Here is a 16,790-nt window from a genome sequence, read left to right on the forward strand (position 1 = left end):
CCCGCCATGACTCCCTTTCGCGCCGCGCTGCTGGACCTGGACGGCACCCTGCTCGACTCCATCCCCGACCTGGCCTTCGCGGCCAACGCCATGCGCGTGGAACTCGGCATGATCGCGCTGCGCGAGGATGTCGTGGCCACCTTCGTCGGCAAGGGGGTGGACAACCTGGTGCGCCGCAGCCTGGCCGGCAGCCTGGACGCCGCCGATCCCTCGCCCGAGGACTTCGACCGGGCGCGCGAGGCCTTCTACCGCCACTACCACCTGGTCAACGGCGAACGCGCCCAGGTCTACCCGGGCGTCATCGAGGGCCTCAAGCACATGCGCGAACAGGGCCTGAAGCTGGCCGTGGTCACCAACAAGCCCACCGAATTCACCCTGCCGCTGCTGCAACGCACCGGCCTGGCCGGGTTTTTCGACGCGGTGGTGTGCGGCGACACCTGCGCCCGCCGCAAGCCCGACCCGGACCAGGTGCTGCACGCCTGCGAACTGCTGGGCGTGACGGTGGCCGAGGCCGTCACCATCGGCGACTCCATCAACGACGCCCAGGCCGGCCGCAGCGCCGGCACCCAGGTGCTGGTGGTGCCGTATGGCTACAACGAAGGACGTGACGTGCGCGAGCTCGATGTCGATGGTATAGTGGACACGCTTGTCAACGCCGCCCAGTGGGTGGAGCTCTGGAATCAAAACCAGAACGCCGCGAAAGCCCAGGCCTGAAGCCGGGGTCCACGCCTTTGACGGCATACCTGACTATCGAACCGATATCTCCCTGATGAACGTTTCCATCCAGAACCAAATGCTCGGCGCCTCGTGGCGCTGGTGGCGTTTGTCTTCCGGGTGGCGATGATTCCCTTCCCGGCCCTAGACGCGTACCACACCGCCTAGCGCCGATACTGTGTAGAACACAGAGCCAAGCCCGGAACCAGTAACCTGGACCGGGCTTTTTGTTGTGTGCCTGGTCCCAAGCAGATACCCATCGCCCCCGAGACCGACATGACCGAAATCGAATTCAAAGCCCTCGCCGCCCAAGGCTACAACCGCATCCCGCTGGTGGCCGAGACCTACGCCGACCTGGACACCCCGCTGGGCATCTACCTGAAGCTGGCCCATGCCGGCCAGCAGGCCGGCCGCATGACCTGCCTGATGGAATCGGTGGTGGGCGGCGAACGCTTCGGCCGCTATTCCTTCATCGGCCTGCCGGCCCGCACCGTGATCCGCGCCAGCGGCACCCGCACCGAGGTGCTGCACGACGGCAAGGTGGTGGAAACCCATGACGGCGACCCGCTGGCCTTCATCGAGCAGTACCAGGGCCGCTTCAAGGTCGCCCTGCGCCCGGGCATGCCGCGCTTCTGCGGCGGCCTGGCCGGCTACTTCGGCTACGACACCGTGCGCCACATCGAGCCGTGCCTGGGCCCCGCCGTCAAGCCGTTCCCGGCCGGCATGGAAGGCGGCACGCCCGACCTGATGCTGATGCACGTGGACGAGCTGGTCATCGTCGACAACCTGGCCGGCCGCATCTACCTGATGGTCTACGCCGACCCGGGCCAGCCCGAAAGCTACAGCCGCGCCCAGCAGCGCCTGCACGACCTGCGCGCGCGCCTGCGACGCCCGGTGGAAATCCCGTACAGCCACGCCAGCATGCAGACCGAGGAACGGCGCGACTTCAAGAAGGAAGACTACCTGGCGGCCGTGCACCGCGCCAAGGAACACATCGCCGCCGGCGACCTGATGCAGGTGCAGATCGGCCAGGTCATCGCCAAGCCCTTCCGCGATTCGCCCCTCTCCCTCTACCGCGCCCTGCGGTCGCTCAACCCCTCCCCCTACATGTACTTCTGGAACTTCGGTGACTTCCAGGTGGTGGGCGCGTCGCCCGAGATCCTGGTGCGCCAGGAGCGCGTGGTGGTGGACGGCGCACCCAAGTCGCAGGTCACCATCCGTCCGCTGGCCGGCACCCGCAAGCGCGGCGCCACGCCCGAGGAGGACGCCGCCCTGGCCGCCGAGCTCAAGGCCGATCCGAAGGAAGTGGCCGAGCACGTGATGCTGATCGACCTGGCCCGCAACGACGTCGGCCGCGTGGCCGAAGTGGGTTCGGTCAAGGTCAGCGACACCATGGTGATCGAGCGTTATTCGCACGTGATGCACCTGGTGTCCAACGTCACCGGCAACCTGAATCCCGGCATGAGCAGCATGGACGTGCTGCGCGCCTCGTTCCCGGCCGGCACGCTGACCGGCGCGCCCAAGGTCGAGGCCATGAAGATCATCGACGAACTCGAACCGGTGCGCCGCGGCATCTACGGCGGCGCGGCCGGCTACCTCAGCTACGGCGGCGAAATGGACGTGGCCATCGCCATCCGCACCGGCGTCATCAAGGACGGCACGCTGTACGTGCAGGCCGCCGCCGGCATCGTCGCCGACTCCAATCCCGAAGCCGAATGGGCCGAGACCGAGGCCAAGGCCCGCGCCGTGCTGCGCGCCGCCGAGCAGGTCCAGCACGGCCTGGACGAGCCCATCTGAGACGCCCGACGCCCCCAATGACCGCCCCGGGCCGCGAGCCGGCCCGCCTGGAGAAAAAAATGCTGTTGATGATCGACAACTACGACTCGTTTACCTACAACCTGGTCCAGTACTTCGGTGAACTGGGCGAGGACGTGCGCGTGGCACGCAACGACCAGATCACCCTGGAAGAGATCGCCGCGCTCAACCCCGACCGCATCTGCGTGTCGCCCGGCCCGTGCTCGCCGGCCGAGGCCGGCATCTCGGTGCCCGTCATCCAGGCCTTCGCCGGCAAGAAGCCGATCCTGGGCGTGTGCCTGGGCCACCAGGCCATCGGCGCCGCCTATGGCGGCAACATCGTCCGCGCCCAGCAGATCATGCACGGCAAGACCGTGCGCATCTCGCATACCGGGACGGACATCTTCACCGATCTGCCGACGCCGTACACTGTCATCCGCTACAACTCGCTGACCATCGACCCGGCGACCCTGCCCGAGTGCCTGACCGTGACCGCCACGGCCCCGGATGGCGACATCATGGGCGTGCGCCACAAGACGCTGCCCCTGTACGGAGTACAGTTCCACCCCGAATCCGTGCTCAGCGAACACGGCCACGCCCTGCTGCGCAATTTCCTGAACCTCGCCTAAGAAGGACGCACCGTGACGATCTCCCCCTCCGAAGCGCTGACGCGCTGTATCGAGCACCGCGAAATTTTCCACGACGAAATGCTGCACCTGATGCGCATGCTGATGCGCGGCGAGATGTCGCCGCAGATCGCCAGCGCGCTGCTGATGGGCCTGCGCGTGAAAAAGGAAACGGTTGGTGAAATCACCGCGGCCGCGCAGGTCATGCGCGAATTCGCCACGCCGGTGGTCACGCCCAACCCCGAAGACCTGCTCGACATGTGCGGCACCGGCGGCGACGGCAGCCACACGTTCAACATTTCCACCACCGCCATGTTCGTGGCGGCGGCGGCCGGCGTGCCGATCGCCAAGCACGGCAACCGCAGCGCCTCGTCCTCGAGCGGCAGCGCCGACGTGCTGGAAGCGCTGGGCGCCAACCTGGTGCTGACGCCCGAGCAGGTGGCCGAGTGCATCCAGGCCACCGGCATCGGCTTCATGTTCGCGCCGGCGCACCACGGCGCCATGAAGAACGTGGCCGCGGTCCGCAAGGAACTGGCCGTGCGCACCATCTTCAACATCCTCGGTCCGCTGACCAACCCGGCCGGCGCCGCCAACCAGCTGATGGGCGTGTTCCACCCCGACCTGGTCGGCATCCAGGTGCGGGTGCTGGAACGCCTGGGCTCGCGCCACGTGCTGGTGGTGCACGGCAAGGACGGCATGGACGAGGCCTCGCTGGGCGGCGCCACCCTGGTGGGCGAGCTCAAGGACGGCAAGGTCAGCGAGTACGAGATCCATCCCGAGGACTACGGGCTATCCATGATGTCCAATCGCAGCATCAAGGTGTCCAATCGCGAACAGTCGCGCGAGCTTGTCATAGAGGCGCTGGACAATGTCGAGGGCACCGCCCGCGACATCGTCGCGCTGAATGCGGGTCTCGCCATCTACGCAGGCAATAAAGCCGATTCCATTCCCGCAGCGTTAGCGCTAGCATTTGAACTGATTTCCACCGGCGCGGCACGAGCCAAGCTGGAAGATTTCTGCGCATATACCCGGAAATTCCAGAAATGAACGATATTCTCGCGAAGATCCTCGCCGTCAAGGTCGAGGAAGTCGCCGCCGCGCGCCAGATGCGCAGCGAAGCCGAAGTCCTGCGCGAGGCGCAGGCGCGCCAGGACGTGCGCGGCTTCGCCCAGGCCATCGAAGACAAGATCTCGCAGGGCAAGGCCGGCGTGATCGCCGAAATCAAGAAAGCGTCGCCGTCCAAGGGCGTGCTGCGCGAGACCTTTCAACCGGCTGAAATCGCGGCCTCGTATGCCGTGCACGGCGCGGCCTGCCTGTCGGTGCTGACCGACGTGCAGTTCTTCCAGGGCTCGCACGACCACCTGCGCCAGGCGCGCGCGGCGTGCTCGCTGCCGGTGCTGCGCAAGGACTTCGTGATCGATCCGTACCAGATCATCGCCGCCCGCGCGATGGGCGCCGACTGCGTGCTGCTGATCGTGGCCGCGCTCACGCCCACGCAGCTGCGCGACATGGAAACGCTGGCGATGGAGCTGGGCATGGACGTCCTGGTGGAAGTGCACGACGCCCAGGAACTGGACGTGGCGCTGACGCTGAAGACGCCGCTGCTGGGCATCAACAACCGCAACCTGCGCACCTTCGAGACCAGCCTGCGGACCACGCTGGACCTGCTGCCGCGCATTCCCGCGGGCAAGCGCGTGGTGACCGAAAGCGGCATCCTCAAGCCGGAAGACGTCAAGCTGATGCGCGAGCACAAGGTCGACGCCTTCCTGGTGGGCGAGGCCTTCATGCGCGCCTCGGACCCGGGCGCCGAACTGGCGCGCGTGGTCGGCTGAGCCAGCCCCGCGTCCTTCCCTCCTCACGCAGTGCCGGCCTGCCCGGTGGCGCGGCCCGTCCCGGCCGCGCCGGGCGGGCGTTCGCGCGCTCAGTGCGGCCGCGCCAGGCCGAGCGCCGCCGCCCGCCGGTACAGCGTGCTGCGATGCACGCCGAGCGCGCGCGCCGCGGCGCTGACGTTGCCCGCATGCGCGGCCAGCGCGGCGCGGATCGCGTCGTCGGCCAGGGCTTGCAGGTTGGCGGTGCCCGCGGCCGCCACGGGCGCCGGCGCCGGCAGGCCGCGGATGTCCGCCGGCAGCATCTCGCGATCGACCACGCCCGAGGCCCCGGCCAGCACGTGCAGCGTGCGCAGCACCGCGGCCAGCTGCCGGTAGTTGCCGGGCCAGGCGTAGTGCGCCAGCGTGTCCTCGATCTCGGTCGGCAGCACCGGCCCCGCGCCCTGCGCGGCCCATAGCGAACGCAGCAGCTCGCGCAGGTCGGCGCGGGCGCGCAGCGGCGCCAGCGTCACCGTGTACTCGGCAATGCGGAAATACAGGTCGGCGCGCACCGGCGCATCGGGGCCATCGTGGGCCAGCGCGCGATGCGTCGCGCACACCAGCGTGAAGTCCACCGGCACCGGCCGCGCCGCGCCCAGCGGCGACACCTCGCGCGATTGCAGCACCCGCAGCAGGCGCGACTGCAGCGCCAGCGGCATGTCGCCGATCTCATCCAGGAACAGCACGCCGCCATGCGCCTGCCGCAGCAGTCCCTTGCTGCCCTGGCGGCGCGCGCCGGTGAAGGCGCCGTCCTCGTAGCCGAACAGCTCGGACTCGATCAGGCTCTCGGGCAGCGCCGCGCAATTGACCGCCACGAAGGGGCCGGCCGCGCGCCGGCTGCGCGCATGCAACTGGCGCGCGAAGATCTCCTTGCCCGCGCCAGTCTCGCCCTGCAGCAGGATCGAGACGCCCGCGTCCGACAGGTGCACCGCGCGCGCCAGCGCGCCCAGGGTGGCGGCATCGAAACTGGCCAGGCCGCCGCGCGCCACGGGCGCCGGCGACGGCGATGCCGCGGGCAGGCGCAGGGTCGGCTGCGGCGCCACCGGCGCACGCGCGCGCGGCAGGCGCAGGCGCGCATGGTAGATCGCGCCGGCACGCGCATGCACCCGGCCGGCCGCGTCGGGGCTGTGATCGAGGTCGCCATCGAACAGGTCGCCGTAGCGATACACGCCCAGCGCCGTGGGCGCCAGGCCCAGCATCTGCAGGGCGCGGCGGTTGGCGCCCACCAGCAGGTCGCCCTGGAAGGCCAGCAGGGCCTCGCCGGGCGTGCCCAGGCCGGAGCGGTCGGCATGCAGGCGCAGCACCGCGCAGGGCTCGTGCGCCGTGTCGAACAGCTGATGCTCGATCAGGTCGACCGCCGCGCGCACCAGCGCCAGCGCGTCGGGACGGATCTCGCGCGCCGGGCTCGACAGGTCCAGCACGCCCAGCATGCGGCCCTCGCTGTCGGTGATGGGCACCGCCGCGCAGGTCAGGATGCGATTGGGTTCGAAATAGTGTTCGGCGCCATCGACGACGATGGGCCGGCCTTCCACCAGCGCGGTGCCGATGGCGTTGGTGCCCGCGGCGGCTTCGTCCCACGGCGCGCCGGGCATCAGCGCCACGCGCGAGGCGCGCTGCGCGAAATCGATATCGCCATCGCTGTCGAGCACCAGGCCCTGCGCGTCGGACAGGATCACCAGCCCGTCGCTGCCGCCTTCGCGCCGCAGCAGCGACATGGCGGGTTCGGACAGGCGCCGCAGGGCCTCGTTGCGTTCGCGCGCCTCGCGCAGCTCTCCGGCCGTCATGGGTTCGGCGCGGCGCGCGCCGCGCATGTCGAAGCCCAGATCGGCGCAGCGGCGCCAGGATCGCAGGATGGGCTCGGCGACCAGCCCGCCGGGCACGACGCCTTGCTGGTTGAACAGCTGGCGCGCTTGCGTCAGCGATTGCCGACGGGATTGAGTGGCCATGCATGTCTCCTTGGACGGTGTTCTGCGACACCTGTTCCGCGACAGTGTCGCGAAACGCGACACCTTGAGGCGGCGATCCGCCGCCCACGCCCTTTGCCGGCGCGTGGAAATCTACTTTCGCACGCGGCACGCGCGCTTGTCCAGCGAAGAACCCCCGGATGGCACGCGATTTGCTTGATGGAAAACAGGCACCCGACTGCCGTCATTCCCACAATACCGGAGACAAGCATGGACATCGCGACCCGCGTCACCCCCGAATCCTATGGCACGCGCCTGGACCTCAGGACGCAGTACGACAACTTCATCGACGGCAAATGGCAAAAACCCGCCGACGGCGAGTACTTCGACAACGTCACGCCGGTCACCGGCCAGGTGCTGACCCGCAACGCCCGCTCGAAAGAACGCGACATCGACCTGGCGCTGGATGCCGCGCATCGCGCCGCGCCCAAATGGGGTGCGACCCCGGCTGCCGAGCGCGCGCAGATCCTGATGCGCATCGCCGACGTGATGGAAGCCAACCTGGAACGCCTGGCCACCGCCGAGACCTGGGACAACGGCAAGCCGATCCGCGAGGCCCGCGCCGCCGACATCCCGCTGGCGATTGACCACTTCCGCTACTTCGCCTCGTGCATCCGCAGCCAGGAGGGCGGGCTGTCCGAGATCGACCACGACACCGTGGCCTACCACTTCAACGAACCGCTGGGCGTGGTCGGACAGATCATCCCGTGGAACTTCCCGATCCTGATGGCCGCGTGGAAGCTGGCGCCGGCGCTGGCGGCGGGCAACTGCGTGGTGCTCAAGCCGGCCGAGCAGACGCCGCTGGGCATCCTGCTGCTGATGGAACTGATCGGCGACCTGCTGCCCCCGGGCGTGCTCAACGTGGTCACCGGCTTCGGCCTGGAAGCGGGCAAACCGCTGGCCTCGAGCAAGCGCATCGCCAAGATCGCCTTCACCGGCGAGACCACCACCGGCCGCCTGATCATGCAGTATGCGTCGCAGAACATCATCCCGGTGACGCTGGAGCTGGGCGGCAAGTCGCCCAATATCTTCTTCGCCGACGTGGCCGCGCAGGACGACGACTTCCTCGACAAGGCGGTCGAGGGCTTCGTCATGTTCGCGCTGAACCAGGGCGAGGTCTGCACCTGCCCCAGCCGCGCGCTGATCCAGGAATCGCTCTACGACAAGTTCATGGAGCGCGCGCTCAAGCGCGTGGCCGAGATCAAGCAGGGCAACCCGCTGGACGCCGACACCATGCTGGGCGCGCAGGCCTCCACCGAGCAGCTCGAGAAGATCCTGTCGTACCTGGACATCGGCAAGCAGGAAGGCGCCGCGGTGCTGGCCGGCGGCGAACGCGCCAAGATGCAGGGCGCGCTCGAAGGCGGCTATTACGTGCAGCCCACGGTCTTCAAGGGCCACAACAAAATGCGCGTGTTCCAGGAAGAGATCTTCGGGCCGGTGGTGGCCGTGACCACGTTCAAGGACGCCGACGACGCGCTGGCGCTGGCCAACGACACGCTCTACGGCCTGGGCGCGGGGGTCTGGTCGCGCGACGCCAACACGTGCTATCGCATGGGCCGCGCCATCAAGGCCGGGCGGGTCTGGACCAACTGCTACCACGCCTATCCGGCGCACGCCGCGTTCGGCGGCTACAAGCAGTCGGGCATCGGCCGCGAGAACCACAAGATGATGCTCAACCACTACCAGCAGACCAAGAACCTGCTGGTGAGCTACTCGCCCAAGAAGCTGGGCTTCTTCTGACCGACGGGCGGCCTCGCGCCGCCGCGCCGGCCGCTCCGCGAGGGGCGGCTAGCGCAGGCCGGCGCGAGACCGCGGGAGCCTCGTTATGCCAGGACCTACCCCGCGCGTGATCGCCACCGACGCGGCGCGCGCGCTGATCGACACGCTGCGCGCCAAGCATGGCCCGCTGATGTTCCACCAATCGGGCGGCTGCTGCGACGGCAGTTCGCCCATGTGCTATGCACAAGGCGAATTCATGGTGGGCGGCTCGGACGTGCTGCTCGGCGAGCTGGAAGGCTGCCCGTTCTACATGGGCGAGGACCAGTTCACGTATTGGGAGCACACCCAGCTCATCATCGACGCCGTGCCCGGACGCGGCGGCGCGTTTTCCCTGGACAGCGCCGAAGGCCAGCGCTTCCTGTTGCGCTCGCGGCTGTACTCGGACGAGGAATGGGCCCAGGTGGCCCCGGTCACGCGCGGCTGAACGCGGCGCGTCGCCAGCCAGGGCGCGCGCCGGGGCTGGACAGGACAGGCCAGCGATCGTGCCTATCGCGGCGCCGCGAGCGCCCTTCAGGTTCGGCGCGAGCCGTCGCCCTTGCCGCCGGGCGACGGCTCGGCGGCCGCCTGCCGCCATTGAAAGGACACGCGCCGGATGCGCGCGGCACGGAATTGCGTGAACGAACGGCCGCCCGGCATGGGTGCGCCGCGTAGCGGACTGCTGCTGTTTTTCATTGCGGATAAAGCATCGAGGGGAAGAAACAGGGTGGCTTGGCGGCCGTCAGCACGACGGCCGCCGCAGACCGGACGGCGGCATCGAGACCGCCGGAAAATCAGCCGGCCGCGGCGCTCCAGGCGCTGACGGGCGCGCGGCGGGTCCATTCGAGCGCGTCCTCGAGGCGGTCGTTGCCCCAGAACATTTCGCCGTCCACCAGGAAAGTCGGGGCCCCGAACAGGCCCAGGTGACGGGCCTCGTCGACCCGGCGGCGCAGCGCCTCCTTGGCGGCTTCCGACTTGGCGCGCGCGATCAGCGCGTCGGCGTCCAGCGACAGGCCGGTCAGCAGCGCGTGCACCACGTCCTCGGCCTGGATGTCCTGGTCGTGCTGGAAATTGGCGCGGAACACCGCCAGGCAGAAATCGCGGCCCCAGGGCTCGTCCTGGCCCAGCAGCGCAATGCGCGCCGGCAGCACGCTCATGCGCGGGAACAGGCGCGGCCGGTTGTAGGGCACGCCGTACTTTTCGGCCAGCCGCGCGATGTCGCGCATCATGTAGGCGCCCTTGCCGGGAAACAGGCGGAACGGCGTGTCGTTCCAGCCCTGGGCCTGGAAGATCGGGCCCAGCAGGAACGGCCGCAGGTCGACCCGCACGTCCGCCTGCGCCGCCAGCTCGCCGATGCGCTCGATCGCCAGATAGCTGTAGGGGCTGGCGAAATCGAACCACATCTCGAGGCGGGGCGTGGCGGGCATGGGCGCATTCATGACAAGAGCTCCAATGGCTTGGGAACCTGGGAAACCAGCGCGACCTGCGCATCCGGCAGGCCGCTGAGGACGACGTCGCGATTGCTGGCCACGATGATCGACTCGCCGGCCTGCAGCAGGCTGTCGTCCGGTCGTCGGTATTCGGACAGCCAGACCGTGCCGGCACGGCACTCGATCCGCAGGCCCGACGCGCGCCTGAGCAGCATAGTCGAACCCCGGGTCAAACGGAATGACATTCCCGCAGTGCAACATAGCCGGATCATGGCGCGTCCCCCGCCGCAACCGCGGCCAGCGTGCCGGGCGTGGTTGGCGTGTTGCCGCTTCGCCCGTCGTCTGAGTCATATTGGACGCCGCAGGCGTTATATTGCACAAGCGACATTTCCGCCGCCTACGCATGAGTTTCACGAATGTCATACCCGCTGGCCAAACTTCCCCCGCTTGACCTGGTCCGAGGCTTCGTCGCCGTGGGCCGGCGCATGAGCATCACGCTGGCGGCGCAGGACCTGCACGTGACGCAATCGGCCGTCAGCCGGCAGATCCGGGCGCTGGAGGCGCACCTGGGCGTGCCGCTGCTGCTGCGGGGCTTTCGCAGCGTCTCGTTCACGTCCGAGGGCGCGCAGCTGTTCCGCATGGCGGACGCGTGGCTGAGCCAGCTGGGCGACCTGACCGAGCAGTTGCGCGCGCCGGAGCGCCGCACGCCGGTCACCGTCACCACCACCATCGGCGTGGCCTCGCTCTGGCTGCTGCCGCGGCTGGGCGACTTCCAGGCCGCCTATCCGCACATCGACGTGCGCGTGGCCGCGGACAACCGCGTCATCGACATCGACCGCGAAAGCGTCGACATCGCCATCCGCTACAGCCTGCGCGACACGGTGCCGGACGGCGCCGTCTGGCTGTTCGGCGAATCGGTGGTGCCGGTGGCGCACCCGTCGCTCAAGGCCCGCGCCCTGGATGCGCGCGAGCTGCAGCGCCACGTGCTGCTGGAATTCGACGACCCCACCCGCCCCTGGCTGCAATGGTCGGAATGGCTCAACGCGCGCGGCCTGGGCCGCGTGCGGCCCAAGGGCATGCTGCGCTTCAACCAGTACGACCAGATCGTGCATGCGGCCCTGGCCGGCCACGGCATCGCGCTGGGGCGGCTGGCGCTGATCGCGCCGATGCTGGCCGATCACCGCCTGGCCACGGTCGGCGGCCAACCCGCCGACGCCACCGAACATGCCTACTGGCTGGTGCGCAACGCGCGCCGCAGCACGCCCGACGCCGAGATCGTGACACGCTGGCTGGTGCAGCAGGCCGCCACCACGGCCAGCCTGTTGACCCCGGAATCCGCCCGATAAACACGGCCCACGCCCGGCCCGTCAGCAGTATCAGACTGGCGGACGGGCTTCACGTCTTGTCCGGCGCACTACAAGTTCTATACAAACCTTCATAGATTCGCGTCCCCCCTGCTGTAGATTGCGGCCTGCATAGCACGCACGGATCCGAGCTCCCCCCTGCGAATGAACCCCGCGCCTCCGTCCCGACGGCCGGCTCGCGGGCCCGTTACGCCTTTTTCCCGGCGCAACGCTCCGCTTTTCTTTTCCGACGCAGATGAAGCTCTTCCGTTCGGCCAACGCCTGGCAAGCCTGGTGCCTCAATTTCCAGCGATCCTTCCTGATCCTGCTGGCGCCCTGGCTGGTGTCGGTGCTGGTGCAAAGCGCCGGCCGCGTCTACCTGCTGGCGACCTACGCGCCGCCAGGCGCCTACGCCACGCTGGCGCAGGACGTGCATCGCACGCTGGGCATCGGCCTGCTGTTCGACATCAAGGTCGCGGCGATCGCGTTCTCGGTGCCGCTGCTGGCGGCGCTGCTGCTGGCCGCGCGGCCGGTCGCGCACGCGTTGTGGCTGCGCAGCCTGCCCTGGCTGGGCGCGATACTGGCGACCCTGTTCGCCGCCAGCACGGTGGTCAGCGTCTGCTATTTCGCCACCTTCTCGCGCTCGATCGACATCTTCGTGTTCGGCCTGATGGACGACGACACCCACGCCATCCTGGTGACGCTGTGGCACGGCTACCCGATCCTGCGCACGCTGGCGCTGCTGGCGGCCGTGCTGGGCATCACCTATGCGCTGGTGCGCCGCTGGGGCGCCAGCGTCCTGCGCGCGCGGCTGGCGCGGCGCGCGTTGGCGCCGAGCACGTTGCGGCTGACGCTGATCATCGGCATCACCGTGCTGGCCTGCCGCGGCTCGCTGGGCACCTTCCCGCTCAACAAGGACGACGCCGGCATCTCGTCGCTGCGGCTGCTCAATGACATCGCGCCCAACGGCATCTCGGCGTTCTTCTGGGCGCTGTCCGAACGCGACAACGACAAGCGCTTCTCGCCCGTCGCCGACGACGAGGGCGCGGCGCTGTACCAGCGCTTCCTGGGCCAGCCGGGACACGGCCTGCAGCCCTTCATGGCCAGCACCGGCGCCAATCCGCAGGCCCGCGCCCGGCCGCCGCACGTGGTGCTGCAGGTGATGGAGAGCATGGGCCATCACATGAATACGTTCGACCGCCCCGGCCGCGACCTGCTGGGCGCGCTGCGTCCGCATTGGCGCGAGGACTGGCGCTTCGATCGCTTCCTGTCCGAGGGCAACGGCACCATCGATTCGCTCAGCCGGCTGCTGGTGCGCAGTCCGGTGCCGGCCATCAGCCAGTCGTCGGCGGCCAATGCCACCTTCGCCAGCAACGCCTTCACGCCCTTCCTGGCGCACGGCTACCGGGTGGTGTTCGTCACCTCGGGCACCGCCACCTGGCGCGACCTGGGGCGTTTCGCCAGCCACCTGGGCGCGCACGAATTCATCGACCAGCTGGCGCTGCGGCAGCGCTATCCCGAGGCCGAGCCCGGCGTCTGGGGCGTGCCGGACGAATACATGTTCCGCTACATCGCGGCGCGCCTGGCGCAGGCGGACCGCGCGGGCGAGCGCCTGCTGATCGTGGCCCTGTCCACCACCCACCATCCGCCCTTCCTGCTGCCGGCGGGCGGCCAGCGCGCGGGGCTGGACCTGGCCGACGTGGAACGGCTGCCCTACTACCAGGACTGGACCGGCCTGGACCAGGCCTTCGACACGCTGCGCTACGCCAACGACCAGCTGGGACGCTTCCTGACCGGCCTGAAGGCGTCGGCCAACGGCGCCAACACCATCGTCGCCGTCACCGGCGACCACAACATCCTGGGCGTCGACTATGCGCTCGACACCGACGCCGTGCTGGCGCGCGCGGTGCCGTTCTACCTGTATGTGCCGCCCGCCTATCGCGGGCAATCGACCTATGACCCGTCGCGCCCCGGCAGCCACAAGGACATCCTGCCCACGCTGTACCACCTGAGCCTGCCGGACACGCCCTATTTCCGCAGCGGCTGCGACCTGCTGGCCGCGCGGCCCGATCCGCAATGGTGCTTCGGCTTCAACAATCCGAACCTGCTGATCACCCGCGACGGCGCCTACCGGCGCGACCGGCCGGGCCGCCTGCTGCCCTGGGCCGGCGCCACCGGCCTGGCGCTGACGTTCGAGCGCGACGCCTCGCCGGCGCAGGCGGCCGAACTGGCGCGGCTCGACGCCTATGCGCCGCTGCTGCAATGGCAGATCAACTACCAGGTGCAGGACCAGCTGCCGCCGCGTCCGGATCGGCCCTGACGGATGGAAAGCGCAAGCGGCCGCGCGGCGCCGGCATGCGGGCCGCGCGCGTCGGCGCGAACGCGTCGACCGGCGCGGGCAAGGCCAGGCTAGTCGACGCGCACGACCGGATCCCCTGCCGTCATCTCGCCCACCACCACGGCATCCTCGAAGCCATCGCGGTGGAACAGGTCCAGCACCGCTTGCGCCGCGTCGGGCGCGCAGGCCACCAACAGGCCGCCGGAGGTCTGTGGATCGGTCAGCAGGGCGCGCTCGGTGTCGCTGACGCCCGAACCCAGCCGGATCGATTCGCCGTATGAGTTCCAGTTGCGGCCCGATGCGCCGGTGATCACGCCGTCGGCGGCAAAGGCCTGCACGCCCGGCAGCCACGGCAGCGCCTCGCGCCGCAGCCGCGCGGTCAGCCCGGCGCCGCGCGCCATCTCCAGCGTGTGGCCCAGCAGCCCGAACCCGGTGACGTCGGTGATGGCGTGCACGCCGTCCAGCGCCGCCAGGGCCGCGCCCGGCCGGTTCAGGCGCGTGGTCGTGTCGATCATCACGCGGTAGCCGGCATCGTCCAGCCGGTTCTTCTTCAGCGCCGCCGACAGGATGCCCACGCCCAGCCCCTTGCCCAGCACCAGCACGTCGCCGGCGCGCGCGTCGGCGTTGCGCTTGATGCGGCCCGGATGCACCAGCCCCATCGCGGCCAGGCCGTAGATCGGCTCGACCGAATCGATGCTGTGGCCGCCGGCCACCGGAATGCCGGCGTCCTTGCAGACCGATTCGCCGCCGCGCAGGATATCGGCGATGACGTCGTGCGGCAGCACGTTGATGGGCATGCCGACGATCGCCAGCGCCATGATCGGCGTGCCGCCCATGGCGTACACGTCCGACAGCGCGTTGGCGGCCGCGATGCGGCCGAAGTCGTAGGGATCGTCGACGATCGGCATGAAGAAGTCGGTGGTCGCGATCAGCGCCTGCTCGTCGTTGAGCCGATAGACGGCCGCATCGTCGGCCGTCTCGGTGCCCACCAGCAGGTTGGGATAGCTGGCGGCCGGCCCGAAGCGGGCCAGCAATTGCGACAGCACGCCGGGCGCGATCTTGCAGCCGCAGCCGCCGCCGTGGGACAGCGAAGTCAAGCGCGGCACCGCCGCGGACGCAGCATCCTGGGTCATGTCAGTCTCTCCGTAAGTGATGGGAAAAGGATAGCATCGCGCCCCCGAATGGCCCTATGATGATCCGGCAGCAGGCAGCAACGGACGGCCCGCCCGCCACCGGGCGCACCGACAGCCAAACTTCACCGTGCGTGAGGGCTTTATGGATCGCCGACACTTCCTCCGTTTCTCGGGCGCCCTGTGCGCCGCCCAGGCGGCCTTGCCCCTGGCCGCGCGCGCCGAGCAGGCGCCCGTCAGCGCCGACTGGCGCGGCTTCGAACTGACCACCCACATCCAGGTGCTCGACCCCGGCGCCCATCCGCGCCTGTGGATCCCCCTGCCCTATGCCGCCGACACGTCCTACCAGCGCGGCGCGCAAAGCGCCTGGCTGGTCAGCGGCGGCGGCAGCGCGCAGCTGGCGCAGGCCCCCGGCTACGACGTGCGCATGCTGGCGGTGCAGTGGCCCGACGCCCAGGCGCCGCGCGAGGTCACGGTGACCAGCCGCTTCCAGACCCGCAACCGCCGCGTCGACCTGACCCAGCCGCCTCCCGGCGCCCCGCGCGAAAGCGCCGCCACCCTGCGCGAATTCATCCAGCCCACCGAACTGCTGCCCACCGACGGCATCGTCAAGGCCACCGCCGACCGCATCACCCAGGGCCACCAGGGCACGCTGGCGCGGGCCCGGGCGATCTATGACTGGGTGGTCGAGAACACCTGCCGCACCGCCGCCACCCGCGGCTGCGGCACCGGCGACGTGCGCTACATGCTGACCGCCAACGACCTGAACGGCAAATGCGCCGACATCAACGCGCTGTTCGTCGCCCTGGCGCGCGCCGCCGGCATTCCCGCCCGCGACGCCTACGGCCTGCGCGTGGCCGATTCGCAGCTCGGCTTCAAGAGCCTGGGCAAGGCCGGCGACGTCACCCGCGCGCAGCACTGCCGCGCGGAGTTCTACGCCGACGGTTACGGCTGGATCCCGGTCGACCCCGCCGACGTGCGCAAGGTGATGCTGGAAGAACCTCCTGGCGACCTGCCCGCCACCGACGCCCGCGTGCGCAGCGCCCGCGTCATGCTGTTCGGCGCCTGGGAAATGAACTGGGTCGCCTACAACCACGGCCACGACGTCGCCCTGCCTGGCTCCGCCCACGGCCCCGTGCCGTTCCTGATGTACCCCAACGGCGAAACCGCCGACGGCCGCCTGGACAGCCTCGACCCCGACCGCTTCCGCTACACCCTGACCGCCCGCCCCCTGTCCACCTGAGCCGGCGCCGTCCCATGGTCAGCCGCCGCCTCCTCCTGCAATCCGCCCTGTCGCTGGCGGCCCTGCCCGCCTGGGCCCGCGCCGCCGCCAGCGACAGCGCCCTCAAGGCCGCCACCGGCCCCGACTGGGCCCCCTGGACCGCCCCCACCCCGCCCCTGGTCCTGCCCGACCTCTCCGGCCGCGAACAGAAACTCGCCGCCTGGCGCGGCAACGTCGTCATCGTCAGCTTCTGGGCCACCTGGTGCGACCCCTGCCGCGACGAAATCCCCCTCATGTCCGCCATGGCCAAACGCCACCGCGAAGAAGGCCTGCGCCTGGTCGCCGTCAACGTCGGCGAGGCCCTCGGCAAGATCACCACCTTCCTGGCCAAGTGGCCCGTCGCCGGCACCGTCCTGCACGACCGCAACAGCACCGTCTCCAAGAAATGGGACGCCGTCGGCCTGCCCGCCAACTACCTGGTCGACCGCGGCGGCAGCATCCGCCACTGGCACCTGGGCGCCCTCGACTGGAAAGCCGCGAACGTCACTAGCGTGGTCACCCGGATGCTGCGCGCGTGAATGCCGCCGCAAGCCCTTCACGGGCCGCAGG

At 69.7% G+C, this 16,790-nt stretch carries 15 protein-coding genes; 11 read left to right on the top strand and 4 right to left on the bottom strand.

Going from position 1 to position 16,790, the window contains the following annotated elements:
• Window positions 1-6: 6 nt before the first annotated feature.
• The 5 genes from AC1HFW_RS18940 (at window position 7) to trpC (ending at window position 4,966) form a co-directional block, all read left to right on the top strand.
• Entirely contained in the window at window positions 7-714 is a 708-nt protein-coding gene (locus AC1HFW_RS18940) for a phosphoglycolate phosphatase (protein ID WP_006392507.1), read from the top strand.
• Window positions 715-990: 276 nt separating this feature from the next.
• Complete coding sequence (trpE, locus tag AC1HFW_RS18945; RefSeq protein ID WP_479284862.1) at window positions 991-2,511, top strand: anthranilate synthase component I; 1,521 nt, start codon at window positions 991-993, stop codon at window positions 2,509-2,511.
• A gap of 59 nt (window positions 2,512-2,570) precedes the next feature.
• Window positions 2,571-3,137 carry an aminodeoxychorismate/anthranilate synthase component II gene (locus tag AC1HFW_RS18950; RefSeq protein WP_479284864.1) on the top strand — a complete coding sequence of 189 codons (567 nt, stop codon included), beginning with the start codon at window positions 2,571-2,573 and terminating at the stop codon, window positions 3,135-3,137.
• Window positions 3,138-3,149: 12 nt separating this feature from the next.
• Window positions 3,150-4,181, top strand: coding sequence for an anthranilate phosphoribosyltransferase (gene trpD, locus AC1HFW_RS18955; RefSeq protein ID WP_006392504.1), 1,032 nt, complete (start codon window positions 3,150-3,152; stop codon window positions 4,179-4,181).
• Complete coding sequence (trpC, locus tag AC1HFW_RS18960; RefSeq protein ID WP_241068269.1) at window positions 4,178-4,966, top strand: indole-3-glycerol phosphate synthase TrpC; 789 nt, start codon at window positions 4,178-4,180, stop codon at window positions 4,964-4,966. Before trpD ends, trpC begins: the two co-directional genes overlap by 4 nt.
• An 89-nt stretch (window positions 4,967-5,055) precedes the next feature.
• On the opposite strand, the gene AC1HFW_RS18965 is transcribed toward trpC, so the two are convergent.
• The gene (locus AC1HFW_RS18965; protein WP_061072647.1) at window positions 5,056-6,945 is read right to left on the bottom strand and encodes a sigma-54-dependent Fis family transcriptional regulator; all 1,890 of its coding nucleotides are present in this window, start codon (window positions 6,943-6,945) and stop codon (window positions 5,056-5,058) included.
• A gap of 228 nt (window positions 6,946-7,173) precedes the next feature.
• On the opposite strand from AC1HFW_RS18965, the gene adh reads away from it, so the two are divergent.
• Both adh and AC1HFW_RS18975 read left to right on the top strand, forming a co-directional pair.
• Window positions 7,174-8,703, top strand: coding sequence for an aldehyde dehydrogenase (gene adh, locus AC1HFW_RS18970; RefSeq protein WP_006392501.1), 1,530 nt, complete (start codon window positions 7,174-7,176; stop codon window positions 8,701-8,703).
• An 85-nt stretch (window positions 8,704-8,788) separates the two neighbouring features.
• On the top strand, window positions 8,789-9,166 hold the full coding sequence (locus AC1HFW_RS18975) for a DUF779 domain-containing protein (protein ID WP_035359900.1): 378 nt from the start codon (window positions 8,789-8,791) through the stop codon (window positions 9,164-9,166).
• Window positions 9,167-9,512: 346 nt separating this feature from the next.
• Here the strand turns inward: AC1HFW_RS18975 and AC1HFW_RS18980 are convergent, their stop codons facing one another.
• Both AC1HFW_RS18980 and AC1HFW_RS18985 read right to left on the bottom strand, forming a co-directional pair.
• Window positions 9,513-10,157 (bottom strand): DsbA family protein, encoded by a 645-nt coding sequence (locus AC1HFW_RS18980; protein WP_479284870.1) that lies wholly within the window; start codon window positions 10,155-10,157, stop codon window positions 9,513-9,515.
• Window positions 10,154-10,420: a DUF2917 domain-containing protein gene (locus AC1HFW_RS18985; RefSeq protein ID WP_479284872.1), complete on the bottom strand. Its 267-nt coding sequence runs from the start codon at window positions 10,418-10,420 to the stop codon at window positions 10,154-10,156. Before AC1HFW_RS18985 ends, AC1HFW_RS18980 begins: the two co-directional genes overlap by 4 nt.
• Before the next feature lie 144 nt (window positions 10,421-10,564).
• On the opposite strand from AC1HFW_RS18985, the gene AC1HFW_RS18990 reads away from it, so the two are divergent.
• Together AC1HFW_RS18990 and AC1HFW_RS18995 are read left to right on the top strand one after the other, a co-directional pair.
• Entirely contained in the window at window positions 10,565-11,494 is a 930-nt protein-coding gene (locus tag AC1HFW_RS18990) for a LysR substrate-binding domain-containing protein (RefSeq protein WP_479284874.1), read from the top strand.
• A 253-nt stretch (window positions 11,495-11,747) separates the two neighbouring features.
• Window positions 11,748-13,811 carry an LTA synthase family protein gene (locus tag AC1HFW_RS18995; protein WP_479284878.1) on the top strand — a complete coding sequence of 688 codons (2,064 nt, stop codon included), beginning with the start codon at window positions 11,748-11,750 and terminating at the stop codon, window positions 13,809-13,811.
• Between the two features lie 89 nt (window positions 13,812-13,900).
• Here the strand turns inward: AC1HFW_RS18995 and selD are convergent, their stop codons facing one another.
• A complete protein-coding gene (gene selD / locus AC1HFW_RS19000; protein ID WP_479284882.1) occupies window positions 13,901-14,962 on the bottom strand; it encodes a selenide, water dikinase SelD in 1,062 nt (353 codons plus the stop codon).
• A gap of 142 nt (window positions 14,963-15,104) precedes the next feature.
• On the opposite strand from selD, the gene AC1HFW_RS19005 reads away from it, so the two are divergent.
• Together AC1HFW_RS19005 and AC1HFW_RS19010 are read left to right on the top strand one after the other, a co-directional pair.
• The gene (locus AC1HFW_RS19005) at window positions 15,105-16,202 is read left to right on the top strand and encodes a transglutaminase-like domain-containing protein (protein ID WP_479284885.1); all 1,098 of its coding nucleotides are present in this window, start codon (window positions 15,105-15,107) and stop codon (window positions 16,200-16,202) included.
• A 14-nt stretch (window positions 16,203-16,216) separates the two neighbouring features.
• Complete coding sequence (locus AC1HFW_RS19010) at window positions 16,217-16,759, top strand: TlpA disulfide reductase family protein (RefSeq protein WP_238891800.1); 543 nt, start codon at window positions 16,217-16,219, stop codon at window positions 16,757-16,759.
• Window positions 16,760-16,790: the final 31 nt, after the last annotated feature.

The sequence above is a fragment of the Achromobacter sp. ISS7 genome (assembly GCF_056523125.1).

Excerpts from the sequence above, each read along its gene's own strand:
- AC1HFW_RS18940 (WP_006392507.1), top strand. The coding sequence starts at position 7 with ATGACTCCCTTTCGCGCCGCGCTGCTGGACCTGGACGGCACCCTGCTC.
- trpE (WP_479284862.1), top strand. The coding sequence starts at position 991 with ATGACCGAAATCGAATTCAAAGCCCTCGCCGCCCAAGGCTACAACCGC.
- AC1HFW_RS18950 (WP_479284864.1), top strand. The coding sequence starts at position 2,571 with ATGCTGTTGATGATCGACAACTACGACTCGTTTACCTACAACCTGGTC.
- trpC (WP_241068269.1), top strand. The coding sequence starts at position 4,178 with ATGAACGATATTCTCGCGAAGATCCTCGCCGTCAAGGTCGAGGAAGTC.
- AC1HFW_RS18965 (WP_061072647.1), bottom strand. The coding sequence starts at position 6,945 with ATGGCCACTCAATCCCGTCGGCAATCGCTGACGCAAGCGCGCCAGCTG.
- adh (WP_006392501.1), top strand. The coding sequence starts at position 7,174 with ATGGACATCGCGACCCGCGTCACCCCCGAATCCTATGGCACGCGCCTG.
- AC1HFW_RS18975 (WP_035359900.1), top strand. The coding sequence starts at position 8,789 with ATGCCAGGACCTACCCCGCGCGTGATCGCCACCGACGCGGCGCGCGCG.
- AC1HFW_RS18980 (WP_479284870.1), bottom strand. The coding sequence starts at position 10,157 with ATGAATGCGCCCATGCCCGCCACGCCCCGCCTCGAGATGTGGTTCGAT.
- AC1HFW_RS18985 (WP_479284872.1), bottom strand. The coding sequence starts at position 10,420 with ATGATCCGGCTATGTTGCACTGCGGGAATGTCATTCCGTTTGACCCGG.
- AC1HFW_RS18990 (WP_479284874.1), top strand. The coding sequence starts at position 10,565 with ATGTCATACCCGCTGGCCAAACTTCCCCCGCTTGACCTGGTCCGAGGC.
- AC1HFW_RS18995 (WP_479284878.1), top strand. The coding sequence starts at position 11,748 with ATGAAGCTCTTCCGTTCGGCCAACGCCTGGCAAGCCTGGTGCCTCAAT.
- selD (WP_479284882.1), bottom strand. The coding sequence starts at position 14,962 with ATGACCCAGGATGCTGCGTCCGCGGCGGTGCCGCGCTTGACTTCGCTG.
- AC1HFW_RS19005 (WP_479284885.1), top strand. The coding sequence starts at position 15,105 with ATGGATCGCCGACACTTCCTCCGTTTCTCGGGCGCCCTGTGCGCCGCC.
- AC1HFW_RS19010 (WP_238891800.1), top strand. The coding sequence starts at position 16,217 with ATGGTCAGCCGCCGCCTCCTCCTGCAATCCGCCCTGTCGCTGGCGGCC.